This window comes from Acinetobacter sp. V91_7 (genome assembly GCF_031799075.1).
GTDB lineage: Bacteria > Pseudomonadota > Gammaproteobacteria > Pseudomonadales > Moraxellaceae > Acinetobacter > Acinetobacter calcoaceticus.
In genome coordinates this window covers 330,656-343,622 of sequence record NZ_JAVQNT010000031.1, presented here as the reverse complement: position 1 = coordinate 343,622, position 12,967 = coordinate 330,656, and the positions used below count along the sequence as shown (strand labels likewise).

The 12,967-nt window shown below is 41.3% G+C and carries 11 protein-coding genes and 2 pseudogenes; 5 read left to right on the top strand and 8 right to left on the bottom strand.

Going from position 1 to position 12,967, the window contains the following annotated elements; all coding sequences use genetic code 11:
• Positions 1 to 38: 38 nt before the first annotated feature.
• From RMB03_RS08165 to benA, 6 genes and pseudogenes are all read right to left on the bottom strand, one after another.
• Complete coding sequence (locus tag RMB03_RS08165) at positions 39 to 1,397, bottom strand: aromatic acid/H+ symport family MFS transporter (protein ID WP_311075244.1); 1,359 nt, start codon at positions 1,395 to 1,397, stop codon at positions 39 to 41.
• A 477-nt stretch (positions 1,398 to 1,874) separates the two neighbouring features.
• On the bottom strand, positions 1,875 to 3,068 hold the full coding sequence (benE, locus tag RMB03_RS08160) for a benzoate/H(+) symporter BenE (protein WP_311075242.1): 1,194 nt from the start codon (positions 3,066 to 3,068) through the stop codon (positions 1,875 to 1,877).
• A gap of 57 nt (positions 3,069 to 3,125) precedes the next feature.
• Positions 3,126 to 3,911 carry a 1,6-dihydroxycyclohexa-2,4-diene-1-carboxylate dehydrogenase gene (locus RMB03_RS08155; protein WP_311075240.1) on the bottom strand — a complete coding sequence of 262 codons (786 nt, stop codon included), beginning with the start codon at positions 3,909 to 3,911 and terminating at the stop codon, positions 3,126 to 3,128.
• A 21-nt stretch (positions 3,912 to 3,932) separates the two neighbouring features.
• The gene (benC, locus tag RMB03_RS08150; RefSeq protein ID WP_311075238.1) at positions 3,933 to 4,949 is read right to left on the bottom strand and encodes a benzoate 1,2-dioxygenase electron transfer component BenC; all 1,017 of its coding nucleotides are present in this window, start codon (positions 4,947 to 4,949) and stop codon (positions 3,933 to 3,935) included.
• Positions 4,950 to 5,001: 52 nt separating this feature from the next.
• Positions 5,002 to 5,521, bottom strand: a pseudogene (gene benB / locus RMB03_RS08145) (benzoate 1,2-dioxygenase small subunit).
• Positions 5,518 to 6,900 (bottom strand): benzoate 1,2-dioxygenase large subunit, encoded by a 1,383-nt coding sequence (benA, locus tag RMB03_RS08140; RefSeq protein ID WP_281831630.1) that lies wholly within the window; start codon positions 6,898 to 6,900, stop codon positions 5,518 to 5,520. The pseudogene benB and the gene benA overlap by 4 nt, the downstream one beginning before the upstream one ends.
• 106 nt (positions 6,901 to 7,006) lie before the next feature.
• On the opposite strand from benA, the pseudogene RMB03_RS08135 reads away from it, so the two are divergent.
• Both RMB03_RS08135 and RMB03_RS08130 read left to right on the top strand, forming a co-directional pair.
• Positions 7,007 to 7,136: pseudogene (locus RMB03_RS08135) on the top strand (hypothetical protein).
• A 44-nt stretch (positions 7,137 to 7,180) separates the two neighbouring features.
• Entirely contained in the window at positions 7,181 to 8,140 is a 960-nt protein-coding gene (locus RMB03_RS08130) for a LysR family transcriptional regulator (RefSeq protein ID WP_205469597.1), read from the top strand.
• 51 nt (positions 8,141 to 8,191) lie between these two features.
• On the opposite strand, the gene RMB03_RS08125 is transcribed toward RMB03_RS08130, so the two are convergent.
• Positions 8,192 to 8,392, bottom strand: coding sequence for a heavy-metal-associated domain-containing protein (locus RMB03_RS08125; RefSeq protein ID WP_080632537.1), 201 nt, complete (start codon positions 8,390 to 8,392; stop codon positions 8,192 to 8,194).
• Positions 8,393 to 8,558: 166 nt separating this feature from the next.
• On the opposite strand from RMB03_RS08125, the gene RMB03_RS08120 reads away from it, so the two are divergent.
• From RMB03_RS08120 to RMB03_RS08110, 3 genes are all read left to right on the top strand, one after another.
• Positions 8,559 to 11,030 (top strand): heavy metal translocating P-type ATPase, encoded by a 2,472-nt coding sequence (locus RMB03_RS08120; RefSeq protein ID WP_311075234.1) that lies wholly within the window; start codon positions 8,559 to 8,561, stop codon positions 11,028 to 11,030.
• 75 nt (positions 11,031 to 11,105) lie between these two features.
• The gene (gene cueR / locus RMB03_RS08115) at positions 11,106 to 11,507 is read left to right on the top strand and encodes a Cu(I)-responsive transcriptional regulator (protein ID WP_004642046.1); all 402 of its coding nucleotides are present in this window, start codon (positions 11,106 to 11,108) and stop codon (positions 11,505 to 11,507) included.
• Positions 11,508 to 11,535: 28 nt separating this feature from the next.
• Entirely contained in the window at positions 11,536 to 11,949 is a 414-nt protein-coding gene (locus RMB03_RS08110) for a GFA family protein (RefSeq protein WP_004642048.1), read from the top strand.
• Positions 11,950 to 12,609: 660 nt separating this feature from the next.
• Here RMB03_RS08110 and RMB03_RS08105 read toward each other — a convergent pair.
• The gene (locus tag RMB03_RS08105) at positions 12,610 to 12,960 is read right to left on the bottom strand and encodes a four-helix bundle copper-binding protein (protein ID WP_080026607.1); all 351 of its coding nucleotides are present in this window, start codon (positions 12,958 to 12,960) and stop codon (positions 12,610 to 12,612) included.
• Between the last annotated feature and the right edge of the window lie 7 nt (positions 12,961 to 12,967).

Below are 12,967 nucleotides of genomic sequence, written 5' to 3'. Positions count from 1 at the left end.
TTCCGTGATAAATGCGCCAGTCCTAGGCGCATGTATGTTTACTGCTGGGTAAGCGTGTTTTGAGTGTTAAATGTTGATGGCGTTTGTGCGGCAACAGAGGCTTTTAGATTGACCATAAATATTGCAAGTGCAGCAATCACACCCGGAATTGCAATTGCTAAGAAATTCATTTGGTGAGGAAGCTCAAATGTAAGTAGAGCTCCAGTTAAAACGGGGCCGATAATCGCGCCAATACGACCAATTCCAGATGCCCAGCCCATGCCAGTTGAACGAAGTGCTGTCGGATAGAACTGTGCAACGAAAGTGTAGAGTAAAATTTGCGAACCAATTGTGGCAGCACCAGCAATAGCAATCAGGCTATATAAAATAAATTGTGGACTATTGATGCCAAGTAAAATTAAAGCTGCTGACCCTACAATAAACATGATGGTAATAACAGGTTTTAAATGGAATCTGTCTGCTAAAGCACCGCCACCAATAGCACCGACCATGCCACCGATGTTAAGTGCAAACAGGAACAACATGCTCGCACCTAGCGAATAGCCCGCTTGCAGCATAAGTTTAGGTAACCAGCTTCCTAAGGCATACACCATGAGTAAGCACATAAAGAAAGCAATCCAGAACATAAATGTGCTGAAGGTACGGCCTTGTTGGAAAAGCGCACGGACAGGTGCTTCAGTTGTTGTGCTTTCGTTTAACACCAGTTGTGTATTGGCATTTACCTGAGTTTGAGGTGCAATTTTGCTGACAATACTTTTAGCCTGTTCACTCTGATTAGATTTCACTAAAAAGGTGAGAGACTCTGGTAAAAACTTCCAGATCAGTGGGAGTAATAGCAGTGGAATACCTGCAAGTAAAAACATGATTTGCCAGCCCATATCCTTAACGAGCCATGCACCGAGTAGGGCAGATGTCATGCCACCAATTGCGTAACCACTAAACATGATTGCGACCAATGTACTACGAATTTTTTTAGGCGCATATTCGGTCATGAGTGCGACCACGTTTGGCATCACGCCACCAATCCCAAGACCTGCAATAAAGCGCAAAATAGCAAACTCAGTTGGCCCTTTGGCAAAAGCACCGATAAAGGTAAATCCACTAAATAAAGTCACACAAATCAGGATGGTTTTTTTACGCCCGAGCTTGTCCGAAAGTGTGCCGAAAATCATGGCACCAAACATCATGCCAAATAGAGCCGCGCTTGCCAGCAAACCTGCTTCTACCGCAGTTAATGACCATTGTTGCATTAATAAAGGGAGTGCTACTCCATAAATGACTAAATCATATCCATCAAAAATAATAATAAGTAAGCACCAGATTAAAACTTTCCAATGAAAAGAAGTAAAACTGGCCTTATCAATTAGCTCATTAATATTAACCTTGCTTGTATCCATTTTCTTCACCTCCAATTTGTGAAGTATCGCGTTATTTTTTAATAAACTATTTTGTTATTCAGTTAGAGTCAAAAACCTAATTGATATATCTTTATGTCTTTAAGGTATTGTGTTTTTATTAATTTAACTATTTGAAAATATGAATTTATTTTTATTTTTGAGATGGGTTTTATTATCTGTATTAAATGATGGTAAATATTATATGGTGAGAATTTCAATGTTTTTATTGGTGTTTTATTCTTGATTTTCTTGCTAAGAATCACTGATAAAAATAGAGCTAAATTTATATTATGAATTGGAATGAAAATATTAAGATAGGAGATTAAAGTCTATTATTTAATTATTTTAGAAATTGACCTTTGAAAATGAAATTTAATTGATATTAAATAAAAATCGCCAAATCAGGGTTAGCAAATTATTTGCATCCTGATTTGGCGATTGAGGCTTTATTTTGGTTGGAGTGTTTAGATAAAAAACTTAATTTGTGGCTGGAGTTGATCGTGGTGTGAGAATGAAATGGGCGATTACACCAATGCAAATACCCCAAAAAACTGAGCTTAATCCAAGAAAATGCATGCCTGATGCTGTTGCTAAAAAGGTAATAAGTGCAGCATCGCGTTGACTATCATTTCTCATAGCAACAGAAATATTGGTAGCAATTGCACCAAGCAAAGCTAAACCTGCCAGTGCTGCAACCAACTCTTTAGGAAGTAAGCTAAATAGCATGACAATACTGCCAGCAAATAAGCCTCCTAAAATATAAAAAATTCCATTAGCGATACCCGCGATATAGCGTTTTTCTTTCAGTTCATGTGCATCTTTGCCCATACATAAAGCTGCGGTAATTGAGGCAAGCACAATGGTAATACCGCCGACGCAGGCAACAGCTAAAGAGGCAATACTGGTAACGCTAATAATCGGTTTGGCTGGCGTGTCGTAACCGCTGAGTTTCATGATCGCCATACCCGGTAAAAATTGACCAGTTAAGCTGACTAAAATGAGAGGAAGAGCAAGGTTAAGAGTTGAGTTCCATGTCCACTCTGGGCTAATCCACTGCGGAATCGCTAAACTAAAACTCACATCAACAGGATTCATTTTGCCTAAAATGAGGCTTAATAAAACTCCGGCAGCCAACACCCAAATCATGGTGTAGCGTGGCATTAAACGCTTGGCAATTAAAAAGACAATCAGCATGCTAAAGACAATAAAAGGCATGCTATCAGATGCGGTAAATAGGCCAATACCAAATTGAAAAAGAATACCTGCCATCATGCCCGCAGCGACGTCTTGCGGAATCCATTTAAGTAATTTGTCGAAGTAACCTGTAACGCCAATTAAAAAAATAACGATGGCAGAAGTAATATAGGCGGCTACCGCTTCATTCAACGAGACGTTTGGAAATAGGGTAACTAACAGGGCTGTACCCGGTGCTGACCATGCGGTTATAACAGGAGTTTTATATTTAATCGAAAGATAAATACCTGAAACAGCAGCACCAATTGAAATTCCCCAAATCCATGACACCATCATATCGGTGGATACATGAGCACGCTGAGCAGCTTGAAAGAAAATAATCAGTGGGCCTGAGTAAGAAATTAAAACCGCAAGAAAGCCAGCAACTGTTGCTGATATGGACCAGTCATTTTTTAATGTCTTTAACAGGGTTGCCATGTGTGATTGCCTCCATGCAAATCATGTTATTTACCCAATCATATAAAAAGATCAGGGTTAACCCTGATCTCCACCTCCGACCGAAATAACCGATCCGGTCATATACGATGCTTCGTCTGATGCAAGAAATAAAATTGCATTCACTTGTTCTTGAATTGTGCCATAACGACCCATAAATGTTCGATCTATTGTTTGATCAACCACTTGCTGCATCCAGTTTTTTTCATTTTGACTTAATGGGTTGGCGTTACGCGGTACTTTGCGAGGTGGTGCTTCGGTTCCACCCGTCGCAACGGCATTGACTCGGATCCCGTCTTTAGCATGTTCAAAAGCAAGAGATGCTGTTAAAGCATTTACACCACCTTTAGATGCCGAGTAGGGAATACGGTTAATACCACGGGTTGCAATTGAAGATACATTTACAATAACCCCCGATTGTTGCTTAATCATGGCGGGCAACACAGCGCGGCAGCACCATAAAGTTGGAAACAATGAGCGATTCACTTCCTTAATGATCTCTTCTTCGGAAAACTCTTCAAAAGGTTTCATCCAGATCGCGCCACCTACATTATTAATCAGGATATCTACCCGACCATAGTGTTCAATCGCTTTTGCAACCACCGCTTGTGCACCTGCATAGGTTTCAAGGTCGGCATTAATCGTAACAGCATCGCCACCTATGCTCTGAATTTCTTTGAGAACTTCTTCAACATATTCAGAGCGGTCAGCCATGATGACTTGTCCACCTTCAGCCGCGACTTGCAGGGCCACGCCACGTCCAATACCTTGAGCACTACCCGTAACAATCACGACTTTATCGGTAAATCTTTGACGGTTTGACATAGATAACTTCTCCACCTTGAATTAGTTTGCAGAGAATTTTTCAAACAAGAAATTAGCGGGTTTGATATTTTCAGTTTCTAACCAGCCCCGTACAGCCTCTACCATTGGAACTGGTCCACATAGATAAACATCGACATCGCCACTGTTTAACCATTCACTTTCAATATGACCAGTGACATAGCCTTTGCGTTCATGGTTACTTTCAGGGCTTGCAACTACAGTACGATATTCAAACCATGGGAATTTCGCCTGCAACTCATTGAGTTTTTCAAGGGCAACCAAATCAAAGTCATTAGTTACGCCAAAGACTAAACGAACAGGCTGTTCTGAACCTTTTTCTTCAAGCACTTGTAACATCGACATAAATGGGGCAATGCCAGTACCGCCTGCCAGCATCAGCACAGGACGTGCTACATTACGCAAATAGAAGCTACCGAATGGACCAGTAAATTTCATTTTGTCACCAGCTTGGGCGTTCTTACTTAAGAATTCACTCATTTTGCCATTCGGTACGTTACGTACCACAAAGCCAGTTAAACGATTACCCGGTTTTGAGCTAAATGAATATGAACGTGTTTCGCCAGTTTCAGGAATTGCAACGTTGACGTACTGGCCTGCAAGGAAATGAATATCCGGTTGGCCTTCATCAAGTTGAATATCAAACGTGATGGTTGAATCTGATAAGTTTTCAACGCGGGCTAATGTGCCTTGGAAGCTATGAATTTCTGTTTTACAGACATCTGATGATGCTTGAATTTGAAATACGGCGTCTGAAGTTGGGCGGCATTGGCAAGCAAGAATATAACCTTGCTCGGCTTCTTCTGGTGTTAATGCATCTTCAATATAGGTTTCTTCTGGCATGTCATAATGACCTGACTCGCAAAATGCGCGGCAAGTTCCACATGCACCATCACGGCAATCCAAAGGAATATTAATTTTTTGGCGATAGGCTGCGTCAGATAAGGTTTCTCCTTGAGCTACGTTAATGAAACGTGTAACACCATCTTCAAATTGAAGTGCAATATTGTGGTTTGACATGGCATGTATCCTACAAAATATTTGAAACTTTTACCCTCAGCCAACAGTCCGTTTAACTGAGGGGGTATGTCTTAAAGGTGGTAAATATCAATCACTTGATTAATGTAGTCATTTTTCAAAACGACATATTTGCTCAAGATTTTTGGTTGATCACCTGAAAAATCGATCACATAACGTGACATACCGAAATAGCTGTAATTTGTCTTGTAACGGAAACTCAAGGTATTCCAGTTAAAGCGAACAGTAACTTTATCTCCATCGCGCTCTACGACTTCAACGTTGGCAATATTGTGGCTTGTGCGTGTGTCTGGCATGGTTGCAGATGAACGCTCAGTTTTAATACGGAACACGCGATCTTCTAAACCTTGACGGTCTGGGTAATAAATAAGTGAAATTTCAGATTGTGGATCTTCAGTTAATTTATCGTCATCATCCCAAGCTGGCATCCAGAAAGAGGCTTCCGGTGCATAGCATGCAAGCCAGTCATCCCATTGTTCATCATCTAAAAAGCGAGCTTCGCGATAGAGAAACTGAGCAATATTTTCTAAAGTTGCTTTGTCTTGAGTGCTCATGCTGTTTCTCCCTGATCAGCAATTTCTTTCTCTGATGCAATCGCATGTTTCATGGTGTGTAACCAATATTGATGTTGGGCAAGATAAAGACCTTCATCTTCAGTTTTGATACCACTTAACATTGGTTTTAAACCAATTTCGTTTGCTGCATCGTCTGGCCCATAAATCCAATGTTTTGAACCACGGCACATGTCATTCCATTCAAGTGCAATACCTGCGTAGCCTGCCTGACAAGCACGGAATTCTTCTAAATCGTCTGGTGTTGCCATGCCTGAGGCATTAAAGAAATCTTCATATTGACGGATACGACGCGCGCGAGCTTCAGGTGCTTCGCCTTTAGGTGCGATACAGTAAATGGTGACTTCGGTTCTATTGACAGAAAGTGGGCGAAGTACACGAATTTGCGAACCGAACTGATCCATCAAATAAACGTTTGGATAGAGGCACAGGTTACGTGAGCGCTCAATCATCCATTTCGACATTGCTTCACCGTATTTTTCGGTGTATTCGTCTGCATTCGGGAAGTTTGGACGGTCTTCTGGGTTTGCCCATTGTGTCCAAAGCAACATGTGGCCATTTTCAAAGCCATACGAGCCACCGCCTTGTTTACCCCAAGAACCTGCACTCATCGCACGGATGTTATCGGCAGCTTGTGTTTCTTTACGGTGTTGAGTCGTTGCTGCATAGTTCCAGTGAACAGCAGAAACGTGGTAACCATCGGCACCATTTTCAGCGGTGAGTTTCCAGTTGCCTTCATAGGTATAGGTAGATGAACCACGTAAAACTTCCAGACCATGTTCAGACTGGTCAACAATCATGTCGATGATTTTGGTGGTTTCACCCAAAAATTCTTCAAGTGAAGGAACATCCGGATTTAAGCTGCCAAACAAGAAGCCTTTGTAGTTCTCAAAGCGAGCTACTTTTTTAAGGTCGTGTGAGCCGTCTTGATTAAAACAGTCAGAGTAACCAGCTTCGCTTGGATCTTTAACTTTTAGAAGTTTGCCTGAGTTGTTAAAAGTCCAACCATGGAAAGGGCAGGTATATGTTGCTTTGTTACCACGTTTGTGACGGCAAAGTTGTGCTCCGCGGTGTGAACACGCATTGATCATGGCATTCAATTCGCCGTTACGGTTGCGTGCAATGATGACGGGCTGACGACCAATGTGAGTGGTGTAGTAGTCATTATTATTTGGAATTTGGCTTTCGTGTGCTAAGTAAACCCAATTGCCTTCGAAGATGTATTTCATTTCAAGGTCAAATAGGGCTTCGTCAGTAAAAACTGAGCGGTGAAGTTTAAATTCACCTGTATCGATGTTATCGACAAGTAATTCATCAATACGGTCAAGATGGCTGGTATTGATTACAGGAATACGTGGCATGTCCGTTCTCCGACTTTCCAAAAGTGTGGAAGTCACCAAGGCCTTAGCTACGATCTAAAAGGTCTTGATATCCTAATATTGTCAATGAAGCGCATGAGCGCGCTGGGTGTTTAACCGTGAATTGATGAAGATGAATCACTGGAAGATTGGCAAGAAGGCTTTTTCACAAAGCAATTCATCACTTCATCGGTTTGTTGCTTGTATATACCTTAAAAGAATGGTTAAACTGTGTCTAAGACTGAATTTGCATTTTTTTATATCTTAAAGGTATGGAAGCCTTATGGAACTAAGACATTTACGGTATTTTGTGGCTGTTGTTGAAGAGCAGAGCTTTACAAAAGCCGCGGAAAAACTATTTATCGCTCAACCACCTTTGAGTCGACAGATTCAAAATTTGGAAAGTGAGCTTGGAATTCAACTGTTTGAGCGTGGCAGCCGTCCTTTACAGACAACCCCAGCTGGACATTTCTTTTATCAGCATGCCCTTAAACTTTTGTCGAATGCTGAAGAAATAAAAAGTATGACCAAACGTATTGGTCTGATTGAACGTAGTGTGACGATTGGTTTTGTCGGGTCTTTACTTTATGGTTTACTGCCGCGAATTATCTATTTATTTCGCCAGCAGCAGCCGCATCTGAATATTCAATTGATGGAGTTAAGTACGACTGAGCAACTACAGGCATTAAAAGAAGGGCGTATTGATGTTGGGTTTGGGCGCCTAAGAATTAGTGATCCTGCGGTGAGACGCATTCTGCTACGTAAAGAACGCTTGGTGGTTGCTGCCCATACGAGCCACCCAATTGCTCAGCGTACAGAAGGGGTATATCTAGCCGATCTCATTGATGAAAAGATGTTTATGTATCCCACTTCGCCGAAACCCAATTTTTCGACCCAGCTTTTAAATATTTTTGCCGAGCATAGTTTGGTTCCAAAAAATATGCATGAGATACGGGAAATTCAGTTGGCTTTGGGCTTGGTTGCAGCGGGAGAAGGCTTATGTATTATTCCTGCCAGTGCCGATACCATTCGCTTTCCTCATTTAAATTACATTCCAATTCTCGACAATGGGGCAGTCAGTCCGATTTTTATTACTGCACGCGCAATGGACAAAAGTGAGGACTTACAACTCTTATTTGATTGTATTTATCAGGTCTACGATTTAGAAGGGATACCTTATCAACGCACTGTTTTTACACTTGATCAAAACCCGATAGATGATTCAAACGGCATCGATTTTTAAATAAGACGAATGCATAGCCTCAAAGTTTGAAGCTATGCGTTATGTAAATTCTTACTGCACTTGAGCTGGGAAACCATCTTCGTCCAGCGCTTCGGTAATTTTATCGAGGCTTTCACTGGTTTCTACAGTTACGATTTTTGTCGCTAAATCTACATCTACTTTTGCATTTGGGTCGACATCTTGAATCGTTGCTGTCACACCACGAGCGCAGCCACCACAAGTCATATTTTCAATAAGTAGTTTCATATTCATACTCCATCAAGAACGAGATATTTGTTTGGATAACCCTAAGTCTAAACCTTGTCATGATTGTAAGGTCAAGACCAATTTTTTTAAAAAATATGCTTGACCTTCCCATGATGGGAATCTGTATGCTCAATGTAATTGATAAAATTTTGCAGATTTGCAGAGGTGTTTGATGGACTCAAAAAACACAAAATTGCCAGCATATAGTGAAACTCTACCAATCGAAGGTATGACTTGTGCCTCGTGTGTAGGTCGTGTCGAAAAAGCACTTAAGAAAGTTGAAAATGTAGAAATTGCTAACGTTAATTTGGCAACAGAAAAAGCTGTTGTTTATTCAAGTCAACCGATTCAGCGTGAAGCACTGGTTAAAGCAGTTGAACGAGCGGGTTATGATGTTCCCAAAGCTGCACCAGTGGAGCTGTCTATTGAGGGTATGACCTGTGCATCTTGTGTTGCACGAGTTGAAAAAGCCCTTAAAAAAGTAAACGGCGTTCAAGAAGCGACAGTTAACTTAGCCACAGAGCAGGCTTGGGTTCAGGCAGATAATTCAGTCAATGTTGAAGACCTAATTCACGCTGTTAAAAAAGCAGGTTACGACGCAAAAGCCTCTGAAAAAAATCAAGATGAGCAGCTCGATAAAAAAGCTTCAGAGTTAGATCAGCTTAAAAAAGATTTGATCATCTCGATTGTTTTGGCCTTACCTGTGTTTATTTTGGAAATGGGTTCACATCTCATTCCAGCTTTTCACATGTGGGTCATGCACACGATTGGTCAATACAATAGCTGGCTTTTACAGTTTGTTTTGACAACACTGGTCTTGGTTTTTCCCGGTCGCCGTTTTTACCAAAAAGGTATTCCAGCCCTATGGCGTTTAGCACCAGATATGAACTCGCTGGTGGCTGTTGGAACCTTGGCCGCCTACAGTTTCTCTGTCGTGGCAACCTTTATGCCGCATGTGTTACCCCAAGGCACGGTCAATGTTTACTTTGAAGCGGCTGCCGTGATTGTCAGCTTAATTTTGCTCGGACGATATTTCGAAGCAAAAGCTAAAGGACGTACTTCACAAGCTATTCAGCATTTAGTTGGAATGCAGCCTAAAACAGCTCGTATTCAGCGTGACGGTCAAATGGTTGAAGTTGCCGTTGCCGAAGTGGTCAGTGGAACTATTGTAGAAATTCGTCCGGGTGAGCGTGTGCCTGTCGATGGTGAAGTAGTTGAAGGGCACAGCTACATTGATGAATCTATGATTACGGGTGAGCCTGTTCCAGTTGAAAAAATAGTAGGGCAGCAAGTGGTTGGTGGTACAGTCAATCAGAATGGTACCCTAAACATTCGAGCAACCGCAGTGGGAGCTTCGTCTGTACTTTCACAAATTATTCGCATGGTTGAACAAGCCCAAGGTTCTAAACTTCCGATTCAGGGTTTGGTCGATAAAGTCACCATGTGGTTTGTGCCAGCGGTGATGCTCATTGCTGCAATTACTTTCTTGGTCTGGTTTATTTTTGGGCCAGAGCCGGCGCTAACTTTTGGATTAGTGAATGCTGTTGCGGTACTGATTATTGCTTGTCCTTGTGCGATGGGGCTTGCAACGCCAACTTCTATTATGGTCGGTACTGGACGTGGTGCTGAGTTAGGTGTGTTATTTCGTAAAGGTGAAGCTTTGCAGCTTTTACAAGAAGCACAAGTGGTGGCAGTTGATAAAACGGGCACACTTACTGAAGGCAAACCAACACTGACAGACTTTAATGTGCAACAAGGTTTTGAGCGTGAACAAGTACTAACTTTAGTTGCTTCGGTCGAAGCCAAGTCTGAACACCCGATTGCTCTAGCCATTGTTCAGGCTGCTGAGGGCGAGGGAATAACTTTATTACCCGTAACAGCATTTAACTCGATTACAGGTTCAGGTATTGAAGCGGAAGTGTCAGGTCAAAAAGTACAAATTGGCGCAGACCGTTATATGCACCAACTTGGTTTAGACACCAGCTCATTTCAAGCGATTGCTGCACAGTTGGGTGAAGAAGGTAAAACACCGCTATATGTCGCTATTGATCAGAAACTTGCTGCAATTATTGCCGTTGCGGACCCAATTAAAGAAACAACCTATGCTGCGATTGAGGCCTTACATCAATTAGGTCTAAAAGTTGCCATGATTACAGGAGACAACCGTCATACGGCGCAAGCAATTGCTAAAAAACTTAATATTGATGAAGTTGTAGCAGAGGTTTTACCCGAAGGCAAAGTGGACACAGTTCGCCAACTGCAAAAACAATATGGTCGTTTGGCCTTTGTAGGGGATGGCATTAATGATGCACCTGCTTTGGCGCAAGCAGATGTCGGCTTAGCGATTGGTACAGGAACAGATGTTGCTATTGAAGCTGCCGATGTTGTGTTGATGTCAGGTAGTTTAAAAGGCGTACCGAACGCAATTGCATTAAGTAAAGCCGCCATGCGCAACATTCGCCAAAACCTGTTCTGGGCATTTGTATATAACGTTGCACTTATTCCAATTGCGGCAGGTGCGCTTTATCCAACATTTGGTGTATTACTTTCACCGATGTTTGCAGCAGGTGCGATGGCACTTTCTTCGGTCTTTGTTTTAGGCAATGCATTACGCTTAAAACGTTTTCATGCGCCAGTACAGTAAGGGTGCTGAAAATCAACTTTTGGTTTAAGATCATGACAGCAGGTCTTAAACCAAATTTAATATTTGAGGTGTGAGATGAATATCGGTCAGGCATCCAAACATTCGGGCATTTCGGCGAAAATGATTCGCTACTATGAAGAAATCGGTTTACTTGAAGCCGCTCAGCGCTCTGCTTCAGGCTATCGTATTTACTCAGAAACTGACCTAAAGACTTTAAACTTCTTAAAACATGCCAGAGAGTTAGGTTTTTCATCTGAACAGATGAAAGAGCTGATTTCGCTTTGGAAAAATACCGATCGGCAGAGTGCAGAGGTGAAAGCCTTAACCGTAAAACACATTGCCGAATTAAAACAGAAAATTGCCCATCTCCAAGAAATGGTCAATATTTTGCAGGCTTCAGCCGATGATTGCTGCGGCAACCAGCAAGCTTCTTGTGCGATCTTAGATCACATTGAAAAAGGTGTGGGTGTAAGCTAAGTTTCATTAAAATAAAAAAGGGAAAATCATGGCTTATACAGCTTCTTGTCTTTGTAATGGGATTCAACTCAGTATTAATTCCGAATTAGAACCCATCATGGTTTGTCATTGTACGCAATGCCAAAAGGCACAAGGCGCTGCTTTTGCTGCCATTACGCAAGTACAGAAAAGTGATTTGAATATTGTGCAGGGAGAAAACCTGTTACAGGTTTATTTTGCGTCTCCCAATAAAAAGAGAGTGTTCTGTAAAACTTGTGGTTCACCTGTCTGGAGTGAACGTTTAGATAAACCCGCCGTGGTGCGTTTAAGGGTGGGGCTCATTAATGAAGAAATATCTACCCAAGTTAGCTCTCATGCCTATGTCGCTTCAAAGGCCTCTTGGCATACCATTGGTGATCATGCTCAACAATATTTACAAGCAACAGATGGGGTTCAAAAATAGTCATTTAATCGGGTAGGGCTTGTTTGTAAAAAAACGTGAACAAGACTAGCCATGAATAAATAATGTGCTATAACTGTACTTAAGGTAATCGTAATATCTCCTCGATCCACAGGGAAACTTGGGACAGGGCAAAAGATACGATAAGACCTTACATATAGCTAGCAAAGAGCATGTAAGAGATGGATAGACACAAATCTTAGATTGCTCACCGTTGCAGAAAAGCCCGTGAAACGGGCTTTTTTAATGCCTGTAAAAAAGCTATTTATTGGATTATCACGCCATAAATAAAGTTTTTATGAATCTACTTTTGTCTGTTTCTTCTTCAGCAAATAAAACTCTGAAGAAATAATAAAATATTTTAAACATACAGACTATTCTGTATTGCAATTTAATTTATTTATAGGTACATTTACTTAACGGTTTAAAGTTCAAGTTTAATAATGGACTCATGATCGTTGTGGGAGATCTAAGAGCCTGCATTCTTCCCCAAGATGCGGGTTTTTTTTATGCCTAAAGAAAAGTTATTATTAACCTCTCTTAAATAAAAAAGATAAATTATTAGTTTTTAATATCTTAAGTCATTAAGTTTTTTAGAAATTTTCTTACCATATATAGCCCGACTATAAATCAGCTATACAAACTTCCTTATGCGTTACGCGACTATGCACGATAGGCTTGACACGCTTGAGCACAAGCTAGGCATGCTTTAGCACAAATTTGGCAGTGCTCATGTTCATGTTTGCTGCATTCTGCTGCACAAAGTTGACATGCATGGGCACATAATGGCATCGCTTGTTCAGCTAACTCAGAATGCCTTAACTCTAAAGAAGTACATAACTGACAGGTTTCTACACAAGTCAGACAGTGTTTAATACACTCGCGCATCATATGTTCTTCTTGCAAACAGGCAGCTGCACAGGTTTTACAAGCAATCATACATTCTACGCAGGCTTGAATTGAGCTAGAGGCTTGGCAAAATAATGAATTATTTGCTTCTTGATTGATTTGCATACGAATT

Excerpts from the sequence above, each read along its gene's own strand:
- RMB03_RS08165 (WP_311075244.1), bottom strand. The coding sequence starts at position 1,397 with ATGGATACAAGCAAGGTTAATATTAATGAGCTAATTGATAAGGCCAGT.
- benE (WP_311075242.1), bottom strand. The coding sequence starts at position 3,068 with ATGGCAACCCTGTTAAAGACATTAAAAAATGACTGGTCCATATCAGCA.
- RMB03_RS08155 (WP_311075240.1), bottom strand. The coding sequence starts at position 3,911 with ATGTCAAACCGTCAAAGATTTACCGATAAAGTCGTGATTGTTACGGGT.
- benC (WP_311075238.1), bottom strand. The coding sequence starts at position 4,949 with ATGTCAAACCACAATATTGCACTTCAATTTGAAGATGGTGTTACACGT.
- benA (WP_281831630.1), bottom strand. The coding sequence starts at position 6,900 with ATGCCACGTATTCCTGTAATCAATACCAGCCATCTTGACCGTATTGAT.
- RMB03_RS08130 (WP_205469597.1), top strand. The coding sequence starts at position 7,181 with ATGGAACTAAGACATTTACGGTATTTTGTGGCTGTTGTTGAAGAGCAG.
- RMB03_RS08125 (WP_080632537.1), bottom strand. The coding sequence starts at position 8,392 with ATGAATATGAAACTACTTATTGAAAATATGACTTGTGGTGGCTGCGCT.
- RMB03_RS08120 (WP_311075234.1), top strand. The coding sequence starts at position 8,559 with ATGGACTCAAAAAACACAAAATTGCCAGCATATAGTGAAACTCTACCA.
- cueR (WP_004642046.1), top strand. The coding sequence starts at position 11,106 with ATGAATATCGGTCAGGCATCCAAACATTCGGGCATTTCGGCGAAAATG.
- RMB03_RS08110 (WP_004642048.1), top strand. The coding sequence starts at position 11,536 with ATGGCTTATACAGCTTCTTGTCTTTGTAATGGGATTCAACTCAGTATT.
- RMB03_RS08105 (WP_080026607.1), bottom strand. The coding sequence starts at position 12,960 with ATGCAAATCAATCAAGAAGCAAATAATTCATTATTTTGCCAAGCCTCT.